General features: G+C 69.5%; 22 protein-coding genes and 1 pseudogene. 14 read left to right on the top strand and 9 right to left on the bottom strand.

The window, feature by feature from the left end; translation table 11 throughout:
• Nucleotides 1-81: 81 nt before the first annotated feature.
• Nucleotides 82-693, bottom strand: a complete 612-nt coding sequence (locus tag ACFY36_RS27240; RefSeq protein WP_499748748.1) for a dihydrofolate reductase family protein — start codon at nucleotides 691-693, stop codon at nucleotides 82-84.
• Nucleotides 694-744: 51 nt separating this feature from the next.
• On the bottom strand, nucleotides 745-2790 hold the full coding sequence (locus ACFY36_RS27235) for a SpoIIE family protein phosphatase (protein WP_499748747.1): 2046 nt from the start codon (nucleotides 2788-2790) through the stop codon (nucleotides 745-747).
• A 113-nt stretch (nucleotides 2791-2903) separates the two neighbouring features.
• On the opposite strand from ACFY36_RS27235, the gene ACFY36_RS27230 reads away from it, so the two are divergent.
• Nucleotides 2904-7310, top strand: coding sequence for a HAMP domain-containing protein (locus ACFY36_RS27230; RefSeq protein WP_499748746.1), 4407 nt, complete (start codon nucleotides 2904-2906; stop codon nucleotides 7308-7310).
• Nucleotides 7303-7851, top strand: coding sequence for a response regulator (locus ACFY36_RS27225; protein WP_097327821.1), 549 nt, complete (start codon nucleotides 7303-7305; stop codon nucleotides 7849-7851). Before ACFY36_RS27230 ends, ACFY36_RS27225 begins: the two co-directional genes overlap by 8 nt.
• Here the strand turns inward: ACFY36_RS27225 and ACFY36_RS27220 are convergent, their stop codons facing one another.
• The 3 genes from ACFY36_RS27220 to ACFY36_RS27210 form a co-directional block, all read right to left on the bottom strand.
• Nucleotides 7852-8199 (bottom strand): thioredoxin family protein, encoded by a 348-nt coding sequence (locus tag ACFY36_RS27220; RefSeq protein ID WP_499748745.1) that lies wholly within the window; start codon nucleotides 8197-8199, stop codon nucleotides 7852-7854.
• A complete protein-coding gene (locus ACFY36_RS27215) occupies nucleotides 8172-8555 on the bottom strand; it encodes a MerR family transcriptional regulator (RefSeq protein WP_499748744.1) in 384 nt (127 codons plus the stop codon). Before ACFY36_RS27215 ends, ACFY36_RS27220 begins: the two co-directional genes overlap by 28 nt.
• 65 nt (nucleotides 8556-8620) lie before the next feature.
• On the bottom strand, nucleotides 8621-8947 hold the full coding sequence (locus ACFY36_RS27210) for an STAS domain-containing protein (RefSeq protein WP_097327824.1): 327 nt from the start codon (nucleotides 8945-8947) through the stop codon (nucleotides 8621-8623).
• Nucleotides 8948-9093: 146 nt separating this feature from the next.
• On the opposite strand from ACFY36_RS27210, the gene hemL reads away from it, so the two are divergent.
• Genes hemL through ccsB form a run of 6 tightly spaced genes read left to right on the top strand, consistent with a single transcriptional unit; the run spans nucleotide 9094 to nucleotide 15019 of the window.
• On the top strand, nucleotides 9094-10428 hold the full coding sequence (hemL, locus tag ACFY36_RS27205) for a glutamate-1-semialdehyde 2,1-aminomutase (protein ID WP_499748743.1): 1335 nt from the start codon (nucleotides 9094-9096) through the stop codon (nucleotides 10426-10428).
• Nucleotides 10425-11081, top strand: a complete 657-nt coding sequence (locus ACFY36_RS27200; protein WP_499748742.1) for a histidine phosphatase family protein — start codon at nucleotides 10425-10427, stop codon at nucleotides 11079-11081. The genes hemL and ACFY36_RS27200 overlap by 4 nt, the downstream gene beginning before the upstream one ends.
• The gene (locus tag ACFY36_RS27195) at nucleotides 11078-11638 is read left to right on the top strand and encodes a TlpA family protein disulfide reductase (RefSeq protein WP_499748741.1); all 561 of its coding nucleotides are present in this window, start codon (nucleotides 11078-11080) and stop codon (nucleotides 11636-11638) included. Before ACFY36_RS27200 ends, ACFY36_RS27195 begins: the two co-directional genes overlap by 4 nt.
• Nucleotides 11638-12444: a cytochrome c biogenesis CcdA family protein gene (locus ACFY36_RS27190; RefSeq protein WP_499748740.1), complete on the top strand. Its 807-nt coding sequence runs from the start codon at nucleotides 11638-11640 to the stop codon at nucleotides 12442-12444. Before ACFY36_RS27195 ends, ACFY36_RS27190 begins: the two co-directional genes overlap by 1 nt.
• Nucleotides 12441-14048: a cytochrome c biogenesis protein ResB gene (resB, locus tag ACFY36_RS27185; protein WP_499748739.1), complete on the top strand. Its 1608-nt coding sequence runs from the start codon at nucleotides 12441-12443 to the stop codon at nucleotides 14046-14048. Before ACFY36_RS27190 ends, resB begins: the two co-directional genes overlap by 4 nt.
• The gene (gene ccsB / locus ACFY36_RS27180; RefSeq protein ID WP_499748738.1) at nucleotides 14048-15019 is read left to right on the top strand and encodes a c-type cytochrome biogenesis protein CcsB; all 972 of its coding nucleotides are present in this window, start codon (nucleotides 14048-14050) and stop codon (nucleotides 15017-15019) included. Before resB ends, ccsB begins: the two co-directional genes overlap by 1 nt.
• Nucleotides 15020-15156: 137 nt before the next feature.
• Here the strand turns inward: ccsB and ACFY36_RS27175 are convergent, their stop codons facing one another.
• Together ACFY36_RS27175 and ACFY36_RS27170 are read right to left on the bottom strand one after the other, a co-directional pair.
• A complete protein-coding gene (locus ACFY36_RS27175; RefSeq protein ID WP_499748737.1) occupies nucleotides 15157-16044 on the bottom strand; it encodes a hypothetical protein in 888 nt (295 codons plus the stop codon).
• 215 nt (nucleotides 16045-16259) lie between these two features.
• Nucleotides 16260-16349 (bottom strand): annotated as a pseudogene (locus tag ACFY36_RS27170) (pentapeptide repeat-containing protein); the annotation flags it as partial.
• Between the two features lie 239 nt (nucleotides 16350-16588).
• Between ACFY36_RS27170 and ACFY36_RS27165 the strand changes: the two are divergent.
• The 5 genes from ACFY36_RS27165 to ACFY36_RS27145 are packed head-to-tail and all read left to right on the top strand — an operon-like array spanning nucleotide 16589 to nucleotide 21213.
• The gene (locus ACFY36_RS27165) at nucleotides 16589-18049 is read left to right on the top strand and encodes a menaquinone biosynthesis decarboxylase (protein ID WP_499748736.1); all 1461 of its coding nucleotides are present in this window, start codon (nucleotides 16589-16591) and stop codon (nucleotides 18047-18049) included.
• Nucleotides 18046-18939 carry a menaquinone biosynthesis prenyltransferase MqnP gene (gene mqnP, locus ACFY36_RS27160; protein WP_499748735.1) on the top strand — a complete coding sequence of 298 codons (894 nt, stop codon included), beginning with the start codon at nucleotides 18046-18048 and terminating at the stop codon, nucleotides 18937-18939. Before ACFY36_RS27165 ends, mqnP begins: the two co-directional genes overlap by 4 nt.
• 31 nt (nucleotides 18940-18970) lie before the next feature.
• Nucleotides 18971-19501: a SigE family RNA polymerase sigma factor gene (locus ACFY36_RS27155; protein ID WP_499748734.1), complete on the top strand. Its 531-nt coding sequence runs from the start codon at nucleotides 18971-18973 to the stop codon at nucleotides 19499-19501.
• A complete protein-coding gene (locus tag ACFY36_RS27150; RefSeq protein ID WP_499748733.1) occupies nucleotides 19485-20558 on the top strand; it encodes a hypothetical protein in 1074 nt (357 codons plus the stop codon). The genes ACFY36_RS27155 and ACFY36_RS27150 overlap by 17 nt, the downstream gene beginning before the upstream one ends.
• Before the next feature lie 16 nt (nucleotides 20559-20574).
• Nucleotides 20575-21213 carry a UbiX family flavin prenyltransferase gene (locus tag ACFY36_RS27145; RefSeq protein ID WP_499748732.1) on the top strand — a complete coding sequence of 213 codons (639 nt, stop codon included), beginning with the start codon at nucleotides 20575-20577 and terminating at the stop codon, nucleotides 21211-21213.
• Here the strand turns inward: ACFY36_RS27145 and ACFY36_RS27140 are convergent.
• Nucleotides 21186-21461: a BldC family transcriptional regulator gene (locus ACFY36_RS27140; RefSeq protein WP_026206443.1), complete on the bottom strand. Its 276-nt coding sequence runs from the start codon at nucleotides 21459-21461 to the stop codon at nucleotides 21186-21188. The genes ACFY36_RS27145 and ACFY36_RS27140 overlap by 28 nt on opposite strands.
• A gap of 212 nt (nucleotides 21462-21673) precedes the next feature.
• Here ACFY36_RS27140 and ACFY36_RS27135 point away from each other — a divergent pair, with 212 nt between their 5' ends.
• The gene (locus ACFY36_RS27135; protein WP_097327836.1) at nucleotides 21674-22123 is read left to right on the top strand and encodes an Lrp/AsnC family transcriptional regulator; all 450 of its coding nucleotides are present in this window, start codon (nucleotides 21674-21676) and stop codon (nucleotides 22121-22123) included.
• 41 nt (nucleotides 22124-22164) lie between these two features.
• Here the strand turns inward: ACFY36_RS27135 and ACFY36_RS27130 are convergent, their stop codons facing one another.
• A complete protein-coding gene (locus ACFY36_RS27130) occupies nucleotides 22165-22809 on the bottom strand; it encodes a putative glycolipid-binding domain-containing protein (protein WP_499748731.1) in 645 nt (214 codons plus the stop codon).
• Nucleotides 22810-22887 lie beyond the last annotated feature (78 nt).

Raw genomic sequence — 22887 nt, 5'->3', positions numbered from 1 at the left:
AGCGCGGGCGGCCGGGCGGCGGGCATCGGCGGAGCGCGGGCGGCCAGGCGGCGGAGCGCGGATGGCTGCGTGGCGGGCTGGTCAGCGGAGGACGGCCTGGCGGCGCTCGGAGTTGGCGGGGTGGCGGCCGGGGATGGGCTCGGTGCCGACGGCGTAGGTGAGGTAGGCGAAGCGGCCGATCTGTGCGGTTCCGGTGAGGGCCAGATGCCGGGCGGTCAGGTGCCGGGGCAGCAGCGGGACGCCCTTGCCGAGCACCACCGGGGCGATGCCCAGGATGATCTCGTCGAGCAGGCCCTGGTCGACGAACTGGCCGACCAGGTCGCCGCCGCCCACCAGCCAGACGTTCTTGCCCTTGGCGGCCACCATCATGGCCTCGTGCACGCGCTGGACGTCGCCGCTGACCATGAAGATGTTGGCGTCCGGCACCAGCGGCAGCTCACGGTTGCCGAACACCCAGCACGGCATGTCGCCGTAGAGGTCGTGCCAGTTCTGCGGCTCGGCCAGCACGTTGTCGTTCTCCAGCACCCACTCGTAGGTGTTCGCGCCCATGGCGAACGCCCCGACACCCGCGAAGAAGCCGCCGAACGGGTTCTCGGTGCCCCCGTCCACGTCGGCGAGCCAGTCGAGCGAATTGCTTTCGTCGGCGATGTAACCGTCGATGCTCGTGGCCGTGTAGTACTGAGTTTTAGCCATGACAAACACCATGCCACGACCAACCGGGCGAAAGGGGCGAATCCGCAGACGTCAGGCGTCGTTCCTGAGTACCAGGATGGCGATGTCGTCGCGGGGCTCCTCGACCGAGAAGTTGATCGTGGTGGAGCGCAGGCGGGCGGCCATGACCTCGGCCGGATATCCGGCCAGCGGGCCCGCCGCGTCGCGCAGGCGGCCCGTGCCGAACAACTCCCGGCCGCGGCGGCGCTCGGTCACCCCGTCGGTGTAGAAGATCAGCGAGTCGCCGGGCTGGAGCCGGATCTCGGCGTCGGGCGACGAGATCGTCTCGAGCAGGCCCAGCGCCGTGCCGCCCTCGCCCACGAACGACGTCTTGCCGTCGGCGTGCACCAGCACCGCCCGGTCGTGCCCGGCCAGGTGCAGGCAGACCGACAGCACCCCGTCGGCCACTCGGGTCACCGACGCCATGGCCAGCGTGCAATATCGGCCGCCGCCCCGCTGGACCAGCGTCTTGTTGACCCGGCAGAGGATCTCGTTCATCGGCTTGCCGTCGTCGACCAGGATCCGGATCACGTCGCGGACCAGGCCGGTCACCGTGGCCGCCTGCACGCCCTTGCCGGAGACGTCGCCGACCACCACGACCCAGCTGTCGGGGCCCGACGGCACCACGTCGTAGAAGTCGCCGCCCACCTCGGAGCCGGTCGGCACGTATTCGGCGGCGAAGCCGACACCGTCGACGCGGGGCAGGGTCGGCGGCAGCAGGGAGGCCTGGAGCGTACGGGCGACCTTGTGCCTTTCGTCGTGAATGCGGGCGTTGTCGATGGCCAGGGCCGCCCGCCGGGCCACGTCCTCGAGGATCGCCACCTCGTCGGTGTCGTGCCGGATGCGGTGGTGGCGGCCGACCGCGAGCGTGCCCAGCCTCGTGCCCCGGGCGACCAGCGGCACCGCGAAACCCTCGGCCGGCGGCGGCAACATCACCTGCGTGCCGAGGCGGGACGCCTCCTCGAGCCGGGCCAGGACCGTGTCGGGGCCGGTCTGCGCCAGCGTCTCGTGCAGCTCGGGCAGGGCGCCCTCGTCGGTGTGGGTCGCCGCCGCGAGCTGGAGGTGGCCCCAGGCGTCGGTCGTGTGCACCGCGCACCACTGGCCCAGCCGGGGCACCACCAGCTGCGGGATCAGCGCCATGGTCAGGTTGACGTCGAGCGACTGGGCGAGCAGCTCGCTGGCCTCGGCCAGGAACGTGAGCCAGGTCTGCCGGCGCAGGTCGGTGCGGCGCAGGCGGTCGTTCTCCAGGTGCAGGGAGAAGCGCTCGGCCACCATCGTGGCCAGCGGGTGGGCGTAGCCGACGGGGGAGGCGTCGAGTTCGAGCTCGCCCGCGTACGGCCGGTTCACCGACAGGGGCACCCTGATCGTCTCGGCGTCGTCGCGCGGGGCCCGGCCGTATCGGGCCAGCAGCTGCCGCCCGCCGCCGTCGCCGCGGTCGAGCCGGATGACGCCGCCGGCCGCCCCGGTCAGCCGGGCCAGCTGCGCGAGCAGGCCGGCCGCGAACTCGGCCAGGCCGTCCTCGCTCGGCCGCTCGGGGCTGACCTGCAACAACGAGGTGAGCGCGCCCGCGCTCGGCATGCCCCCCTCGATCTGGTTGGAGATGGCCGGCACCACCACGGCCGTGGAGGTCTCGCCGGGGGCGCCGCCCTCCAGGCGGAACCAGACGCCCTTGCCGGTGCCCTCGTGCACCGTGCCCCAGCGGCTGGCGAAGTGGTCGACCAGCAGCAGGCCGCGCCCGCGCTCGGCCACCTCGCCGATGTCGACGCTCTCGTTGCGGGGGCCGACCGCGAGTTGCTCGACCGGCCCGGGCGCGAAGTCGGTGACCGTGACGGTCAGGCCGGTCTCGTCGGCGCGGACCTCGATGTCGAGCTCGGTGTTGGCGTGCACGACGGCGTTCGTGGAGAGCTCGGTGGTCAGCAGCAGAGCCTCGTTGAGCAGGGAATCGAGCCCGGCCTCCTCGAGGACCGAGCGCACCAGGGCGCGCGCGGCCGCCGGCGTACGCCGGTCGTTGGGCAGGCGAACGCGCCGGACCAGCCCGCCTGCTGGACTGTCCGAGATCGCCCCGGCCTCCGCTGACACGAGTGCATCCTCTCCTGAGGATGGGCCTGTGCACAAAGTCGTCTCTCGCATTGACCCGGTCGGGCGAGAGAGGATAGGGCGGCCCACAGAGTTGGACAGCGAGTGAGGACAGCATGACCGCCGCCAAGGAAGCCAGCGTCGGCGCGCCCGACGACACCGCCGTGCTCGGCGAACTCGCCGACGCGCTCCGGCGGGTTCGCCGTGGCGATCTCAAGGTTCGGTTGCCCCGCCGCAGCGGGATGGCCGGTGAGGTCGCCGACGCGTTCAACGAGGTCGTGTCGCTGCAGGAGCGGCAGAACCTCGATCTGCGGCGCATCAGTCGCATCGTCGGACGGGACGGCCGGCTCACCGAGCGTCTCGACGACGAGGGCCTCGACGGGGCCTGGGCCGACAGCGTCCGATCGGTGAACGCGCTGATCGACGACCTCGGCCGGCCGACGACGGAGATCTCCCGGGTCATCGTGGCCGTCGCCGAGGGTGACCTCTCGCAGCACATGGCTCTCGAGATGGACGGGCGACCCCTTCGGGGTGAATTCCTCCGCATCGGCCGCACGGTGAACACGATGGTGGACCAGCTGTCGTCGTTCGCCGACGAGGTGACCCGCGTGGCCCGCGAGGTCGGCACCGAGGGCGAGCTCGGCGGTCAGGCCGACGTCCGCGGCGTCGCCGGCACGTGGAAGGACCTCACCGACTCGGTGAACACGATGGCGTCCAACCTGACCCACCAGGTGCGATCCATTTCACAGGTCGCGACGGCCATGGCGCGCGGCGACCTGTCGCAGAAGATCACGGTGTCGGCCCGGGGCGAGGTGGCCGAGCTGGCCGACACCATGAACGGCGTGACCGACACGCTGCGGCTGTTCGCCGAGCAGGTCACCCGGGTGGCTCGCGAGGTGGGCACCGAGGGCAAGCTGGGCGGCCAGGCCGAGGTGCCGAACGTGGCCGGCACGTGGAAGGACCTGACCGACTCCGTCAACTCGATGGCGTCCAACCTGACGAGCCAGGTCCGCAACATCGCCCAGGTCTCGACCGCGGTGGCCAAGGGCGACCTGTCGCAGAAGATCACGGTGGCCGCCCAGGGCGAGATCCTCGAGCTCAAGGACACCGTCAACACGATGGTCGACCAGCTCTCGTCGTTCGCCGACGAGGTGACGCGTGTGGCCCGCGAGGTGGGCACCGAGGGCAAGCTCGGTGCTCAGGCCCAGGTCCGTGGCGTCTCCGGCACCTGGCGTGAGCTCACCGAGAACGTGAACCAGCTGGCCGCGAACCTCACCGACCAGGTCCGTAACATCGCCCAGGTCTCGACCGCGGTGGCCAAGGGCGACCTGTCGCAGAAGATCACGGTCGACGCCCGGGGCGAGATCCTGGCCCTGAAGAACACGATGAACACGATGGTCGACCAGCTCTCGTCGTTCGCCGACGAGGTCACCCGGGTCGCCCGCGAGGTCGGCTCGGAGGGCAAGCTGGGCGGTCAGGCCCAGGTCAAGGGCGTCTCCGGCACCTGGCGCGACCTGACCGACAACGTGAACTACATGGCGACCAACCTGACCAGCCAGGTCCGCAACATCGCCTCGGTCACCACCGCCGTGGCCAAGGGCGATCTCTCCCAGAAGATCACGGTCGACGCCCGCGGCGAAATCCTCGAGCTCAAGTCGACCGTCAACACCATGGTCGACCAGCTCTCGTCGTTCGCCGACGAGGTGACCCGTGTGGCCCGCGAGGTGGGCACCGAGGGCAAGCTGGGTGGTCAGGCGCAGGTACGCGGCGTGGCCGGCACCTGGCGCGACCTGACCGACAACGTCAACTCGATGGCCTCCAACCTGACCGCCCAGGTTCGTAACATCGCCCAGGTCTCGACCGCGGTGGCCAAGGGCGACCTGTCGCAGAAGATCACGGTCGACGCCCGGGGCGAGATCCTCGAGCTGAAGAACATCGTGAACACGATGGTCGATCAGCTGTCGTCGTTCGCCGACGAGGTGACTCGTGTGGCCCGCGAGGTGGGCTCGGAGGGCAAGCTCGGTGGCCAGGCCCAGGTGCAGGGCGTGGCCGGCACGTGGCGCGACCTGACCGACAACGTGAACTACATGGCGACCAACCTGACGAGCCAGGTCCGCAACATCGCCTCGGTGACCACGGCCGTGGCCAAGGGCGACCTGTCGCAGAAGATCACGGTCGACGCCCGGGGCGAGATCCTCGAGCTCAAGGACACCGTGAACACGATGGTCGACCAGCTGTCGTCGTTCGCCACCGAGGTCACCCGGGTCGGCCGCGAGGTTGGCGTCGAGGGCAAGCTCGGCGGTCAGGCCCAGGTCAAGGGCGTCTCCGGCACGTGGCAGGACCTCACCGACAACGTCAACCAGCTCGCCTCCACGCTGACCATCCAGCTGCGCGCGATCGCCGAGGTGTCCACCGCCGTGACTCGCGGCGACCTGACCCAGAGCATCGCGGTCGAGGCGCAGGGCGAGGTCGCCGAGCTGAAGGACAACATCAACCAGATGATCGTCACCCTTCGGGAGACGACCAAGGCCAACGCCGAGCAGGGCTGGCTCGACTCCAACCTGGCCCGCATCGGCGGCCTGCTCCAGGGTCAGCGCGACCTCGGCGAGGTCTGCCGCATGATCATGACCGAGGTGACGCCGCTGGTCGACGCCCAGCTCGGCGCGTTCTTCCTGGTCGACAACGAGCAGGCGGTGATGCGGCTGCGGCTGGCCGCGTCGTACGGCTACGTGGCCCGCAACCACGAGGTCACCTTCGGTCCGGGTGAAGGCCTGGTCGGCCAGGCCGCGGTTTCCCGCCGTACGATCCGGGTCCGCGCCACCCACGACGGCATCCTCACGATGCGCTCCGGCCTCATGTCGATGCCGCCGAACGACCTGGTGGTGCTGCCGGTGCTGTTCGAGGGCGAGATGCTGGGCGTCATCGAGTTCGCCTCGGTGGCCGCCTTCTCCGGACTGCATCTGACGTTCCTGGAGCGCCTGGTCTCGACGATCGGGGTCGCTCTCAACACCATTCAGGCCAACCGGCGTACGGAGGAACTGCTCTCCCAATCGCAGCGTCTGGCCCGCGAGATGCAGGACCAGTCGGCCGAGCTCCAGCGCACCAACGCCGAGCTCGAGGACAAGGCGCAGCTGCTCAGCGAGCAGAAGGCCAACATCGAGACGAAGAACCGGGAGATCGAGCAGGCCCGGCGCGGCCTGGAGGAGAAGGCGCAGCAGTTGTCGCGCGCGAGCGCGTACAAGTCGGAGTTCCTGGCCAACATGAGCCACGAGCTGCGCACCCCGCTCAACTCGCTGCTGCTGCTGGCCCGGCTGCTGGCCGACAACGCCGACACGAACCTGACCGAGAAGCAGATCGAGTTCGCCCGCACCATCCACAGCGCCGGCTCCGACCTGCTGTCGCTGATCGACGACATCCTCGACCTCGCCAAGATCGAGGCGGGCCGGATGGACGTCGAGCCCGACCAGGTCGACTTCGACGGCGTGCGCAGCTACGTCGAGCAGGCGTTCGCGCCGCAGGCCGAGGAGAAGGGCCTCCAGTTCCGGGTCCAGGTCGAGACCGGGCTGCCGTCCTCGATCGTCACCGACCCGCAGCGCCTCCAGCAGATCCTGCGCAACCTGCTGTCCAACGCGGTCAAGTTCACCGACAAGGGATCGGTGACGCTGAACATCTTCGCGGCACCGGCCACCACCGATTTCGAGGTGCCGGCCCTGGCCGCGGCCCAGCAGGTGATCGCATTCTCGGTCAGCGACACCGGCATCGGGATCAACGACGAGAAACTGGCCATCATCTTCGAGCCGTTCCAGCAGGCCGATGGCACGACGACCCGGAAATACGGCGGCACCGGCCTGGGCCTGTCGATCAGCCGCGACCTGGCCGCCCTGCTCGGCGGCACGATCGTGGTGTCGTCGCGGCCGGGTGAGGGCTCGACCTTCACCCTCTACATGCCCGACGCGCTGAGCGCCGAGGGCATCCCGGCGATCGCCCTGCCGACCCTGCCCACGGCGACCGTGGTGGTGCAGCCGGCGGCGGCGTCGCTCGACATGCCGCTGATGGAGATGCCGGTGCTCAGCCAGCGGGCCGACATCGAGAGCCACGTGGTCACCCCGGCCAGCCGCCAGCTCGACGGGGCCACGGTGCTGATCGTCGACGACGACGTCCGCAACGTCTTCGCCCTGACCAGCGCCCTCGAGATGCACGGTCTGAACGTCCTGTACTCGGACAACGGCGTCGACGGGGTGCGGGTCCTGGCCGAGCACCCCGAGATCGACATCGTGCTGATGGACGCGATGATGCCCGACCAGGACGGCTACGAGACGACCCGGGGAATCCGCCGAAACCAGCGCTTCCAGGACCTCCCGGTAGTGTTCCTGACGGCGAAGGCGATGCCCGGCGACCGGGAGTCGGCCCTCGCGGCGGGTGCGAGCGACTACATCACCAAGCCCGTCGACCTCGATGAGCTGATCGAGCTGATGGCTCGTTGGGTGAACGCGGACCCCGAGGAAAGGATCACGCGTGGCTGAGCGTGCCAAGGCCCTGCTCGTCGACGACCGGAAGGACAATCTGCTCGCGCTGGAAGCGATCCTCCAGGGCCTGCCGGTGACCCCGGTGGCCGTGCAGAGCGGCGAGGCGGCGCTGAAGCAGCTGCTCACCGACGACTTCGCGGTCATCCTGCTCGACGCGCAGATGCCCAACATGGACGGCTTCGAGACGGCCAGCCACATCAAGCGGCGGGAACGCACCAGGCACGTGCCGATTCTGTTCCTGACCGCCGCCGACCGCGACGCGCAGCTCGCGCTCCGGGGATACGCGGTGGGCGCGGTCGATTACCTGACCAAGCCGTTCGACCCGTGGGTGCTGCGGGCCAAGGTGTCCATCTTCGTCGAGCTCTGGACGAAATCGCAGCAGCTCAAGGCGCAGGGCGACGCCAGCCGTGAGCGTGAGGCGCAGTGGCAGCGGCTGACCGAGACGGTCGACGAGGCGGCGCGGGTGCTGCGCTCCGGCGGCGACGACGCCGCCGCCGAAGCGCTGGCCCTTCTGGAGAAGGCCCGCTGGGGCAATTAATCACACATTGGCGTACGGCGTGATGGCGCTGGCCAGGAGCTGCCGGAGCACCGATTTCGGTCGCGCTCCGACGGTCGACCCGGTCAGCGTCCCGTTCTCGTAGATCAGCAGGGTCGGCAGCGACATGATCCGGTGGGCGCGGGCCGTCTCCGGGTTCTCGTCGGCGTTGAGCGTGTAGATCCGCAGCTTGCCGGCGAACTCCGGGGCGAGCTCGGCCAGGGTGCGAGCCATCGGGCCGCAGGGCGGGCACCATTCGGCCCAGACGTCGACAACGACGGGCGTGGTGGCGGTGCGGATGGTCTCCGCGAAGGTCTGGTCGGTCAGGGCTGGCAGGTCATGGTCTGGCACAGGGACTCCTCGACGGCCTCGTTGAGCTGGGCGCGCAACCGCTGCCGGATGTCCGTGAGCTGCCCGATGTAGCCGTCCACTTCGGCCAGCTTGCGGCGCAGCACCTCGACCGAGTCGGGGCACACGTGGCCCAGCTCGTTTCCGGCTCGCAGGCACGCGACGAAGGGCTTGATGTCCTCGAGACCGAAGCCGACGGCGAGCAGCGAGCGAATCTCATGCACGACCCGCAGCTCGGCGTCGTCGTACTGGCGATATCCGTTCGTGTCGCGGCCGGCCTGGACCAGACCGTGCTGCTCGTAGTAGCGCAGCGTCCTCGTGCTGGTGCCGGCCTTCTCGGCCAGCTCTCCGATCAACATCAGCGCCCCCTCGTCCGTCACCAGACGTTAGGCATTGACACCGGCGTCAAGGCAAGTCCGGCCGGTCAGGCCGTGCTGCTGATCATCAGGGCGCTGCGGAGGCCGGTGATATCCAGCACTCGCATGAGGAAGTCGCCGACGTTGGCCAGGGCCAGCACCGCGCGGGCGTGCTGGGCCTTGCGGCTGAGCACGACCAGGGTGCCCAGGCCCTGCGAGTCGCAGAACGTGACACCGGCCATGTCCAGGACTATGCGGGCGGGCGGTTCGGCGAGCACTTCGTTGACGAGCGTCGACAGATTATTGACCGTGAGCACGTCGATCTCCCCGGCGAGGTGGAAGACGACCTCGTCGGGGGCTCGCTGAACCGTGATCGACAGTTCGGGTCGCTCCACCGGGTCAGCCTATCGCCTATGCACCGGTTCGGCCCGCCGGGCGCGTGCGTAACCGGGCGTTACGGACATCCCCGTGTGCCCCTTTACGGCATCCTCGGGTGATGTGAGGAACCCTCTTGAGATTCTCGCCCGAGCGCGCTGACACAATGGGAGCCGCTGTGACCACCTCATACCGCGCCGAGGGCCTCCCCTATCCGGAGGACGCCCCGGCTTCCCAGGCCCTGTTCGACCGCGCCCAGGCCATCGTGCCGGGCGGGGTCAATTCACCCGTGCGTGCGTTCCGAGCGGTCGGTGGCACGCCCCGATTCATGGCGCACGGCTCGGGTCCGTGGCTCACCGACGCCGACGGCCGGCGCTATGTCGACCTGGTCTGCTCGTGGGGCCCGCTGATCCACGGCCACGCGCATCCCGAGGTCATCGCCGCGATCCAGGCCGCCGCCGCGCGCGGCACCAGCTTCGGCACGCCCACCGCGGGCGAGGTCGACCTGGCCGAGGAGATCGTCCGGCGCACCGCGGTGGACGAGGTCCGCCTGGTCAACTCGGGCACCGAGGCCACCATGTCGGCCATCCGGCTGGCCCGCGGCTTCACCGGCCGTTCCAAGATCGTGAAGTTCGCCGGCTGCTACCACGGGCACGTCGACGCGCTGCTGGCCGCGGCCGGCTCCGGCGTGGCCACCCTCGGCCTGCCCGATTCGCCCGGAGTCACCGGCGCCGCCGCGAGCGAGACGCTCGTCCTGCCGTACAACGACGTCTCCGCCGTCGAGGCCGTCTTCTCCGAGAGCGGCGGCGAGATCGCCGCCGTCATCACCGAGGCCGCCGCCGGCAACATGGGCGTCGTCGCCCCGCGCGAGGGCTTCAACCAGCGGCTGGCCGAGATCGCCCACGCGCACGGCGCGCTGCTGATCGTCGACGAGGTGATGACCGGCTTCCGGGTCTCGGCCGGCGGCTGGGCCGGGCTCGACCCGGTCGACGCCGACCTGTTCACCTTCGGCAAGGTGATGGGCGGCGGCCTGCCCGCGGCCGCGTTCGGCGGTCGGCGCGACGTGATGTCGAGGCTCGCCCCGGCCGGCCCGGTCTACCAGGCCGGCACGCTGTCGGGCAACCCGCTGGCCTGCGCGGCCGGGCTCGCCTCGCTGCGGCTGGCCGACGACGCGGTCTACAAGCGGCTCGACGAGCTGTCGGCCACGATCGGCGCGCTCGCCTCCGACGAGCTGACGAAGGCCGGCGTGCCCCACCGGCTGTCCTTCGCCGGCAACATGTTCTCGATCTTCTTCACCGAGGTCGACGTGGTCGACTACGACTCGGCCAGGACACAGGACGCCGGCGCGTTCAAGGCGTTCTTCCACGAGATGCTGTCGCGCGGGGTCTACCTGCCGCCGAGCGCCTTCGAGTCGTGGTTCGTCTCGACCGCGCTCGACGACGCGGCGCTGGAGCAGATCGCGACGGCGCTTCCGTACGCAGCGAGGGCGGCCGCACGATGAGCGAGTCCACGAAGACCACGGTGCACGTGCTGCGCCACGGCGAGGTCCACAACCCGGGCAAGGTTCTGTACGGCCGCCTGCCCGACTTCCACCTCTCCGAGCTGGGCCAGCAGATGGCCAAGGCGGCGGCCGAGGCCCTCAAGGACCGCGACGTGACGTACGTGGTCTCCAGCCCGCTCGAGCGGGCACAGGAGACGGCGGCGCCGATCGCGGCCGAGTTCGATCTCGAGATCGCCACCGACGTACGGCTGATCGAGAGCTCGAACTTCTTCGAGGGCAAGAAGGTGTCCGTCGGCGACGGCGCGTTCAGCAACCCGCGTCACTGGTGGGTGCTGCGCGACCCGATCACCCCGTCCTGGGGCGAGGCGTACATCGTGATCGCGCAGCGCATGTTCGCCGCCGTCCAGGCGGCCCGGGTCGCCGCCGAGGGCCACGAGGCCGTCTGCATCTCGCACCAACTGCCCATCTGGACGCTTCGGCGCTACGTGGAGAAGAAGCGGCTCTGGCACGATCCGCGTAAGCGGCAATGTGGGCTCGCCAGCCTCACCTCGTTCCACTTCGAAGACTCGAAGATCGTCGGAATCGACTACTCCGAGCCGGCCGCCCATCTGGTCGCCATGTCCGCGACAGCCAAGACCGCCAAGGGAGCTTGACCGTGCGCCGCCTCGCCATCGTCCTGGCCACCGCCGTCCTCTCGGCCGGTGCGTTAGCCGGGTGCGGCGGGGACAGCTGGGCCGACAAGTGCTCCACCGCCGATGGCGTGGTCGACTGCGCCCCTGACCAGCGCACCGCGGTCAAGGAGGTCAAGGGCGAACTTCTCGACGGCAAGCAGTACGACCTCAAGAGCGACCTCGGCAAGGTGGTCGTGGTCAACTTCTGGGGCTCGTGGTGCGCGCCGTGCCGGGCCGAGGCCGACGACCTGGAGAAGACGTTCCAGTCGACCAGGGCGCAGAACGTGACCTTCGTCGGTGTCAACACGCGTGACGACCGGGACGCGGCCATCCAGTTCGAGCGCAGCCGGGTGACGTACCCGAGCATCTACGACGTCGACGGCAAGGTCGCGCTTCAGTTCGACGTGACGCAGACCAGCACGCCGGCCACGCTGATCATCGATCGGCAGGGCCGGATCGCCGTGGCGATCCGGCAGGCCACCACGGTGACCCAGTTGCAGCCCCTGGTGGAAAAGGTGGCCGCGGAGGGGAACGGCTGATGGGCGAGCAGTTCGCTTCGATCGCCACCGGTGGCCCGCTGATCCTGGGTCTGGCGGTGGCCGCGATCGCCGGCCTGGTCAGCATCCTGTCGCCCTGTGTCCTGCCCCTTCTGCCGGGTTACCTGTCATATGTAACGGGCCTGGCCGGGTCGGACCTCGACTCGCGGCAGGAGAGCTCGAAGGCCGAAGGCGGGGCGGGCGGTGTCGCGACCCTGACCCGGGTCCGGTCGAAGGGCCGGGTCCTGGCTGGGACGAGCCTGTTCGTGCTCGGCTTCGCGGTCGTCTTCATCCTGCTCAACGTGGTCGTGGTGAACGCCGGATTTTTGATCCGCCACCAGGACGCGCTCAACGTCACCCTCGGCGTCCTGATCATCGTGCTCGGCCTCGGCTATCTCGGCTGGATCCCGGGTCTTCAGCGCGAGCTGCGCATCACCAAGCTTCCGGCGGCCGGCCTGGTCGGCGCGCCGATCTTCGGGGCGATCTTCGCCATCTCCTGGGCGCCCTGTGTGGGGCCGACGCTGGGCGCGGTCATGGCCATGGGCATGACCTCGGGTCAGACCGACCGGGCCGTGCTGCTCGCCGTGGCGTACAGCCTGGGCCTGGGTCTTCCGTTTGTGCTTTTCGGCCTTTTCTTCAGCAAGCTGATCGGGGTCTTCCGGGCGATCCGGCGCAACAGCCGGTGGGTCACGCGGGTCGGCGGTGTGCTGTTGATCCTGGTCGGCCTCGCGCTGGTCACGGGCGGCTGGGGCGACTTCCTGATCTGGCTGAAGACGACCTTCGACCTGGGAGCGGAGGGCATCCTGTGACGATCGTCGAGGAACGTCCGGCGCCGCCCGCCGCCCCGCCGCCGAGCCGCGCCGGACGGCTGTGGGCGCTGCTGCGCAACTCGTGGCGGCAACTGACCAGCATGCGCACGGCGCTGGTGCTGCTCTTCCTGCTGGCCGTCGCCGCGATTCCGGGATCGGTCTTCCCGCAGCGTGCGGTGAACGCGGAAAAGGTCAGCCAGTACTACACGGCACATCCGAAGCTGGCGCCCTGGCTGGAGAAGATCGGCGGCTTCGAGGTGTACGCCTCGCCGTGGTTCGCCTCGATCTATCTCCTCCTGTTCGTCTCGCTGATCGGCTGTGTCGTGCCGCGGCTGATCGACCACGTGCGGGCGCTGCGGATCGCCGTGCCGGACGCGCCGAAGCGCTTCGGGCGGCTCCCGCAGCACAGCGACGAGTGGACCAGCTCGCAGGAACCGGCCGCGGCGGCCGCGCTGATCGCCACCCAGTTGCGCAAACGCCGATTCCGCACCAAAGTGCGCGAGCAGGCCGACGGCGGCTTCACGGTGTCGGCCGAGAAGGGCTACCTCAAGGAGACCGGCAACCTTCTCTTCCACATCAGCATGCTGGCCGTGCTGATCGGGGTCGGCTTCGGTCACTGGTACGGCTGGCACGGCAACCGCATCCTCGTCGGCGGCACGGACCAGGGCTTCTGCAACTCGCTGACGCAGTACGACGACTCGACGCTCGGCCCGCGCGTCACCGCCGCCGACCTGCCGAACTTCTGCCTCAAGCTCACCGACTTCGACGCCACCTTCCAGAGCACAGGCCAGCCCAAGACGTTCTCGGCGACCGTCTCGGTCACCCAGGACGACGGGCCGGCCGAGACCCGGAAGTTCACCGTCAACGACCCGCTGCGGCTCGACGGGGCCAGCGTGCACCTGCTCGGCCACGGCTACGCGCCGATCCTGCGCTACACCGACCGCTACGGCGTCACGCAGACCAAGGTCGTGCCGTTCCTGCCGGTCGACGCCATGCAGACCAGCGAGGGCGTGGCTCAGTTCCCAGACGTCAACATCGACCCCAAGACCGGCAAGCGCGACGCCAAGCTCCAGATCGGCTTCGAGGGCCGCTATCTGCCGACGGTCGCCAAGGACGGCAGCGCCACCTCGGCCTTCCCGGCCGAGAACGACCCGGCGCTCTACCTGACCGCCTACCAGGGCGACCTCGGCCTCGACGTGGGCACGCCGGGTTCGGTCTACTCGCTCGACCAGGGCCAGATCGCCACCGGCGCGCTGAAGAACATCACCGGCGCCCGCCCGCACCCGCTGCGGATCGGCGAGACCTGGACCCTGGACGACGGCAGCAAGCTGGAGTTCCTCGGCACCCAGCCGTTCGCCACGCTCTCCATCCGGTACGACCCGACGCAGTCGCTGGCCCTCGTCGGCGCAGTCCTGGGCCTGGCCGGTCTCATGCTCTCGCTGTGGGGGCAGCGGCGCCGGGTCTGGTTCCGCGCCCTGCCAGGTACGCCGGCATCGTCCGGCGGTACGTTGTTGGTGGCCGGTGGGCTGCCGCGCACCGACTATCCCGGTTTTCCCGATGAATTCGCATCTTTGGTCAAAACCGCCGAGGAAGGGACGTCCTGATGGCGGAGCTGTCTAATCAATTGTTGGCCGCCGCTGTCCTGGCGTACCTGTTCGCGATGATCTGTTACGCGGGGGAGTACGCCTTCGGCAAGCGCAGCCACATCGGCAAGGCGGCGTCACGCCCAGCCCGTCAGCTCGTGGGCGCGGGTGCCCCCCTCACCGAGGAAGTCGTTCCGGACGACGCGCCGCCGCCCCCAGCCCGGCGTGACCGGGCGGAGCTGATCGGGCGCATCGCGGTCGGCCTGAACGTCCTCGCGCTGCTGTTCCACCTCGGCGCCCTGGTCACCCGCGGGGTCGCGGCCGACCGGATGCCGTGGGGCAACATGTACGAGTACATCCTGTCGACGACATTCGTCGCCTCGGCCGTCTGGGCGGGCGTCGTCCTGACTCGTCCGAAGGTGCGCCATCTGGGCCTGTTCGCCACGCTGGCGCTGGTCGTCATGCTGGGCGCGGCCAGCCTCATCGCGTACACGCCGGTCGGCCCGCTTGTGCCGGCGCTGAACTCGTACTGGTTCATCATCCACGTCTCGACGGTCATCATCGGCTCCGGCATCTTCCTGATCGGCGCCGTGCCGGCCGCGATGTTCCTCATCCGCCAGGGGTACGAGGACGGCAAGCGGAGCTTCCCGTACACGCTGGGCAAGCGGGTGCCCGAGGCCGCGCTGCTGGAGCGGCTGACGTTCCGCCTGCACGCCTTCGCCTTCCCGCTGTTCACCTTCGGCGCCCTGATCGCCGGCCCGATCTGGGCCGAGGCGTCGTGGGGCCGCTACTGGGGCTGGGACCCCAAGGAGGTGTGGGCGTTCATCTCCTGGATCGTCTACGCCGGATATCTGCACGCGAGGGCCACGCCCAGCGTGAAGCGCACGGTGGCGACGTGGATCGCGCTGATCGGCTTCGTGACCATGCTGATGAACCTCTTCGGCGTCAACCTGTTCTTCGAGGGCCTGCACTCGTACGCCAACGCGGGTTGAGCCTGTTCGTTCGCTTTCCGAGCGCGGCGCCGGTCTCCGGCGCCGCGCTTTTTTGTTGCTTGCTTCCGGGCGCGGAGCCGAATCTCTGACGGCTCGCTTCCGGGTGCGGCGTCCGTCTGTCGCGCCGGGCTGTCGTACTACCCGCTCGTGGGCGCCGTGTTGGGTGCTGGCGCTGTGCTTTCGTGTTGCTCGCTCGTGGGCGCCGTGTTGGGTTCTGGCGATGCGCTTTCGTGTTGCTCGCTCGTGGGCGCCGCGTCGGGCTCTGGCGGCGCGCTTTCGTAGGCGTAGGGCTCTCCGACGACGTCGGCGTCGCCCCGTGGCGGTGGCAGCGGGGCGGCGGGGCTGAGCAGGCCCCGGGAGCAGTCGCCGGCCGTCCACGTGTCGTAACGGGTGCGCCAGTCCAGGCAGAAGCCGCCGCGCTGCTGCCGCTGGGCGGGGTCGGTGCCGGTCAGGGTGGGAACGTCCTCCCGCCACAGGCGTGGCTCGCCGCCGTCGCCCGGACGCAGGCGCACATTGTCGACGCTCACCGGTGGCACGTCGATCAGGCCGGGGCGCCCGGCGTCGACGTGCACCTCGACGTACTGCTCCATCACGGCGGTGGTGCCGATCGGCAGGCGCTGGGCGGTGAGCAGGTTCCAGCGGTTGCCCCACCAGAGCCAGGCGCTCCACACGCCGCCCGGGTCGCTGTGCAGGTCGAGCCAGACTTTGTCGCCGGGCCGCAGGGCGTACTGGTCGTAGAACTGCCAGGTCTTGGTATTGGTGTTGAAGGTGTAGATGTGCTGCCGTCCCGGGCCGGCCCAGCCTGTCTCGGCCCAGCCGGCCTCGAGCCAGGTGATGACGCCGCGGCCCATGTTGCGCTTGACCATGAAGCGGCCGGCCACGAAGTCGTACGAGCGAGGCCGGATCGACCCGTCGACGATCGACATGCGACCGGAGATGCCACCCCACTCGCCGCCGGTGTTGGCCCCCAGATGGTGATAACCGCTCGGGGTGAAGCCGGCTTCACCCCGCCGGGGCAGCCGCACACCCGACTCGACGATCGGACTGGTAGCCGCCCGGCACGCGCCCGGAGCCTCAGGCCCCGCAGGCGTGGTGGGCGCCCTGTTCGAACGCCCCGAAGCAGGACAGGCCGGCAGCCCGCCCGTCCGCACCTCCGCGAAGGCGGTCTCTCCCCCCGCGGCCCCGATGCCCGCCGCCCTGCGTCCCGCCGCCGAGCCTCCCGCCGCCGAGCCTCCCGCAGCCGAGCCTCCCGCAGCCGAGCCTCCCGCAGCCGAGCCTCCCGCAGCCGAGCCTCCCGCAGCCGAGCCTCCCGCAGCCGAGCCTCCCGCAGCCCCGCTTCCCGCGGCCTCTCTTTCTCCGCCTTCCCTTCCTGCGGACAGGGCCGGGGTCGCGCTGATCAGCGCGGTGGCCAGTCCTGCCGCGACACACCAGCGCGCCACGTTTCGGACCTTCACCGGATCACCTCCGCTCCAAGGGAACAATCGCCCACTCCAACTCGAATCGGACATCGCGAGTGACGGTGATCGCCCCGGCTCGGAACTGCTGGAGCCGTGGTGAAGACTGGTGTGCATGGCGCCGCGTGGGTTTCCCTATGAAGATCTGCAGAGCTTCGTCGCCGCCCTCGAGGCGGCCGGTGAGCTGCGCCGGGTGACCGTTCCGGTCGACCCGACGCTGGAGATCAGCGAGGTGGTGACGCGCACGGTACGGGCCGGTGGTCCGGCGCTGCTGTTCGAGCGGCCGACCCGGGGTGACATGCCCGTGGCGATCAACCTGTTCGGCACCGAGAAGCGTATGGCCATGGCCCTCGGCGTCGACTCGCTCGACGAGGTCGGCGACCGCATCGGCGCCATGCTCAAGCCCGAGCTTCCGGTCGGCTGGTCCGGCATCCGCGAGGGCATCGGCAAGGTGCTTCAGCTCAAGTCGCTGCCGCCCCGCAAGGTCAAGACCGCCCCTTGCCAGGAGGTGGTGCTCAAGGGCGACGACGTTGATCTCAACCTGCTGCCCGGCCTCCAGGTCTGGCCCGGCGACGGCGGCATCTTCCACAACTTCGGCCTCACCCACACCAAGCACCCCGAGACCGGCAAGCGCAACCTGGGGCTCTACCGCCTCCAGCAGCATTCGCGGAACACGCTCGGCATGCACTGGCAGATCCACAAGGACTCGACCGCCCATCACGCGGTGGCCGAGCGCCTGGGGCAGCGTCTGCCGGTCGCTATCGCGATCGGCTGTGACCCCGTGGTGTCGTACTCAGCAAGCGCTCCTCTCCCGTCCGACATCGACGAATATCTCTTCGCGGGTTTCCTGCGCGGCGAGCGGGTCGAGATGGTCGACTGCCTGACGGTTCCGCTCCAGGTGCCGGCGAACGCCCAGATCATCCTCGAGGGCTACATCGAACCCGGCGAGCGGATGCCCGAAGGGCCGTTCGGTGACCACACCGGCTTCTACACGCCGGTTGAACCCTTCCCGGTGCTGCACGTCGAGACAATGACGATGCGAAAGAAGCCGATCTACCACTCGATCATCACGTCGAAGCCGCCGCAGGAGGACCACGGCCTGGGCAAGGCGACGGAGCGCATCTTCCTGCCCCTGCTGCGGATGCTGATCCCCGACATCGTCGACTACGACCTGCCGGCGGCCGGCGTCTTCCACAACTGCGCGATCGTCTCGATCCGCAAGCGGTACCCGAAGCACGCGCAGAAGATCATGAACGCGATCTGGGGCGCCCACCTCATGTCGCTGACCAAGCTCATCGTGGTCGTCGACGAGGACTGCGACGTCCACGACTACAACGAGGTCGCCTTCCGCGCCTTCGGCAACGTCGACTACGACCGCGACCTGATGTTGAACCAGGGGCCCGTCGACCACCTCGACCACGCCTCCTACCAGCAGTTCTGGGGTGGCAAGGCCGGCATCGACGCCACCCGTAAGCTGCCGAGCGAGGGTTACACGCGGGGCTGGCCGGAAGAGATGACGATGTCGCCCGAGGTCGTGGGCCTGGTGGACAAGCGCTGGAAGGAATACGGCATATGACAGCAGTCGCGGTGCCCGAGCAACCGGGCAAAGTGAAGTCGTTCCTGCGGCTGGTCGCCATCGAGCACTCGGTCTTCGCGCTGCCGTTCGCCTATCTCTCGGCCGCGGTCGCGCTCGACCGCGAGGGTACGGGCATCCACTGGATCGACCTGCTGCTGATCACGATCGCGATGGTCTCGGGCCGTACGTTCGCGATGGCGGCCAACCGGATCCTCGACCGGAGGATCGACGCGCAGAACCCGCGGACCCGCAACCGCGAGCTGGTGACAGGAGCGGTTTCCCCTCGTACGGCCTGGACGGGCGCGATCGTCTCGCTCGTGGTCATGGCCGTCGCGGCCGGGCTGCTCAACTGGCTCTGCCTGGTGCTCTTCCCGCTCGCCGTGATTCCGCTGGTCGTCTATCCGTACGCCAAGCGCTTCACGAACTTCCCGCACTATGTGCTGGCCCTGGCCCAGGCGGTCGCCCCGGTCGGCGCCTGGCTCGGCATCACCGGCACGTTCTCCGGATCCGGGCCGGCCTGGCTGCTCGGCGTCGCGGTCGGCCTGTGGATCGGCGGCTTCGACATCATCTACGCCTGCCAGGACGTGGAGATCGACCGCAAGATCGGGGTGCACTCGACGCCGGCCCGCTTCGGCGTGCGCACGGCGCTGCACATCTCGACCGCCACCCACGTGGTGACGTTCGCGCTGTTCGTCTGGTTCGGCCAGGTCGTGGGTCTGAGCTGGCTCTGGTGGATCGGCCTGGCGCTGACCGCGGCCGCCTTCGTCTACCAGCACGTCGTCGTGACGCCGAACGACCTCTCAAAGGTCAACCGGGCGTTCTTCACGGCCAACGGGTTCGTCGGCATCGCGCTGTTCCTCTTCGCCCTGCTCGATCTGATCCTGCTGTAACCCCCGGGGCATCGGCTTCCGTCTAATCCGCGTGAGCGACAAAGAGGCCGAGTTCCGGGAGTTCGTCGGCGCGCAGATGGAATCCCTGCGCGGGCTGGCCTACCTCACGTGCGGCGACTGGCAGGTGGCCGAGGACGCGGTCCTGGCTGCCCTGGCCCGCCTGTACGTGAAGTGGAACAGGGTCGACAAACCCGACGCGTACGCCCGCACCGCCGTGGTGCGGGCCGCGATCGACGAGACCCGGCGCCCGTGGTGGCGGCGCGAGCAGTCACACAGCCACGCCGCCCTGCCCGAGCAAACGGCGCCCGATCTGATCCCGCATGCCGACGATCGGGTGCAACTGCGCCAGGCGCTGTCCCGCCTGCCCGTGAAGCAGCGAGCCGTGCTGGTGCTGCGCTTCCTCGAAGGGCTGAGCGTCCAGCAGACCGCGGCCGTCCTACGTTGCCCGGAGGGCACGGTCAAGGTCTACACAGCCCGCGGGCTCGACGCGCTGCGCCGCGTCCTCCACGTGGATCTCGGCATTGACGAGCGGAACGGAGGACGTCATGAAGCAGCTGTCTGACCTGATGGAAGAGGCCGCCTGGCAGGACGCACCGCCGCTGCGCCACACCGTCGACGACGTGGTGACCGCGGGCAAACGGCGGACGAGGCGCCGCAACCTGGGATGGGCGTCTGTGGCCGCGGCGGCGGTGGCCGTCGCGATCGGGGTGCCACAGATTCTCACCTCTCGCGACGCTGAGCCAATGCCGCTGCTGGTCGCCCCCGCCACCACCTCGGCGCCTCCGGTGGCCGCGACGCCGAGGGCGGCGTACAGCTTCAAGGGATACACGGCCGGGGAGTTCCGGGTCGCCGACCCTACCGGCTGGCGGCTCGCCGACCAGCACGCCGAGATCCTTCGGGGCACCGAGAGCGCCGGCACGCTGACCGTCTACAACGGCGGAGTCGATCCTCGTCGCGTCTACCGGGACGGCACGATCACCGTGGTCGACCCGGTCGGCGGTCACCCGGCCGTCCTGATCGTGCCCAAGGGCGGGGCGTCCCGCGACGCGATGCTGGCCTGGGAATACGCGAAGGGCGCCTGGGCCATGGTCGCCCTGAACGATCCGAACACCGAAAGCGACGCGCGGCGGGTCGCCGAGGCGTTCAGGCCTTCGCCGGCCTACGACGTCACCATCCCGTTCCGGGCGGGCTCGGTGCCGTCGAACTACCGGATCATGTCGGTCACCACCGGTGGCGGCGAGGTGTCAGTGCTGGTCGCTCCGGCGGCGGCCGTCCGGCTGATGCTGCGCGACCCCGAACGGAAATATCCGACCGCCGAGTTCGGCAACGCGTTCACCGGGCTTGTCTTCGAGCTTCACCCACGAGCCACCGGATTCCTCAAGCCGACCGGATCCAAGGTCGTCTGCGAGACGTACGAGAACGCCACGAACGGCCAGCCCTGCGCCAAACTGGCCGCACAGGGCCGCTACGTCGTCGAAGCGCACGGACCGGCCACGTCGAAGCGGGCGGAGGCGATCGCGATGCTCGCCGGCGTCACGGTGACTGACCCGGCCGATCCGTCGACGTGGTACCCGCTGGAGAAGGCATTCCCGGCATCGGCTCAGCCCTTCCGGGCCTGACGGGCACACTTGAGGCATGCGTGAACCCTGGATCGTCGGTGTCTCAGGGGCGTCCGGTACGCCGTACGCCAAAGCGGTCTTGACCTCGCTCCTTGATGCCGGCGAAGCGGTTGACCTTGTCGTCTCGCGGGCGGCTCGGCTGACCCTGCTCGACGAGACCGGGGCGACCGTGCGGGATGCGCACTGGAAGGACGATGTCGGTGCCTGGCTTGGGCGCGACCTGGGTGATTTGAGCTATTGGCCGGCTGGTGACCTGGCGGCCGGGCCGAGCAGTGGCTCGTACCCGGCCAAAGGCATGATCGTGGTGCCGGCCAGCACCGCGGCGTGCGCCGGCATTGCCATCGGGTTGTCCAAGGACCTGCTTCAGCGGGCGGCCGAAGTCAACCTCAAAGAACGGCGACGGACGGTGATCGTGCCGCGGGAAACACCCGTCACGCGCAGTCACCTCGAGCACCTTATTGCTCTGCTCGACGCCGGTGCGGTCGTTCTGCCGGCGAGCCCCGGGTTCTACGGCTCCGGGGCTCAGGCGACCGCGCAGCAGCTCATCGACTTCGTGGCGGGCAAAGCGCTGGACGCTCTTGGCGTACCCCACACGCTTCTGACCCGTTGGAAGGGTGAGCTGAATGCTCAGCGCAACCCGTTGGGTGGGCCGTAACCCATGCCCGGATTGCTCGGTCCGGCATTTCGTGGCCGGTTGGCGGCGTCGTCCTCGCGCATTTCCTCGACCACGCCATCGCCCTCCAAAAGGGCCCTGACCTCGGATTCGCGAAACCGGCGGTGGCCACCCGGAGTGCGGATGCTGCCGATGCGCCCGGCGGCCGCCCAGCGCGTGACCGTCTTCGGGTCGACGCGGAACAGCGCGGCCACCTCGCCCGGTGTCAGCAGACGATCTCCAGTGTCCACAACCCCCTCCTCGCGTCGGTGTTCTGGAGCGGCCGTGATCACGGTGAGTGTCGGCGTGCTCGATCGGGACGTAAAGCCATTAGAGCATTGCCCCGGAACCGAGTCCCTGGAATGCGGAAAAAGCCCTAATTGCGACAGTGATCGTTATCCTGCCGACGATTCATCGCTACCGGGCGTGAGTAGCGATCTGCCACCCGATTAGGGTCATCAGCATGGACTCCATCGACCTGCGGCTGATCGAGCTGCTACGGGAGAACGCCCGCTCGTCGTACGCGGAGCTCGCCCGCAAGGTCGGGCTCTCGGCGCCCGCCGTGCACGAGCGCGTCGGCAAGCTCGAAGCGGCCGGCACCATCCGCGGCTACCGGGCCGAGGTCGACCACGAGGCGCTGGGCCTGGGCGTCACCGCGCTGATCGGCATCATCGAGGACTCCGGGGCCGACACCGACGACGTGCTGGCCGCGGTGCGCGCGATGCCCGAGGTGGAGAGCTGCTACTTCATGGCCGGCGTGGAGTCGTACCAGCTGACCGTGCGGGTCGGCACGATCGCCGAGCTGGAACAACTGATCGTCCGGATCAATCGCACACCAGGTGTCGCCTCGACCCGTACGGCGATCGCCCTGTCCACGAAGTGGGAAAACCGGCCCCAGCCGGGCCTGGCCTAGCGTTCCGGCCCAGCCGCCCAGCCCGTCTGGCAGTGTGGGTCTCAGCCGGACTTGCCGTCGGCGCGGGCGGCCAGCCCCGGATAGTCGATGACGAAACCGTCGTCGTCGATGCTCAGATCGGCGCTGAACGTCTCGCTGGCGTAGCGGACGCGGCCGTCCGGCAACGCCGTGTAGATCTGATCGGCCTGCACCACCTCGAGGCTGGGCAGAAGGACCCAGGCCACGCTGAGGCGGTGGGCCACGCCGATCTCCGCCCCGTGCGCCTGGTGAAGACCGAGACGGCGTACGGGCAGAGTGTTCGTCAACGGCGAGCCGCCGAGGTCGACGTCGAAGGCGCCGAAAAGGCGATCGGGGTCCTCGATGCCGGGAAAGCCGGCGCCGGCGTGACCGGCCGACGACAGCACGGCGTCCAGGTCGCCCTGCTCCTTGGTGGTGGACCGCCAGCGGCCGGCGGCCAGTTCGAGCCGCACGCTGCGCGACCAGTGGGAGCCTTCGGCGATGACGTCGAAATATCCGGTCACCCAGTCGGCGTCGGTTCGCAGTTCGTAACGGCACGTGTACGGAATCGGGTCGACGGCGAGGGCGGTCCCTCGCGCGTACAGCCCGGCCGAGGAGTCGACGAGGGCGTGCTCGGCCCCCGAGGTGTCTTTGCGTTCCCAGAACAGAGACTGCGGCAGCGGCGACATGCCTCCTGTGTACCCGGGGCGGCCCGGTTCGCAACAGCCTCCCACCCCAACCAGGCGGGAACGCCGGAAGCCCGGCAC

The sequence above is a fragment of the Actinoplanes sp. NPDC000266 genome (assembly GCF_042899005.1).
In the GTDB taxonomy this organism is placed as follows: Bacteria; Actinomycetota; Actinomycetes; order Mycobacteriales; family Micromonosporaceae; genus Actinoplanes.
Note: the sequence above shows the minus strand (reverse complement) of the source record. Positions and strands in the feature narration are given on the sequence as shown.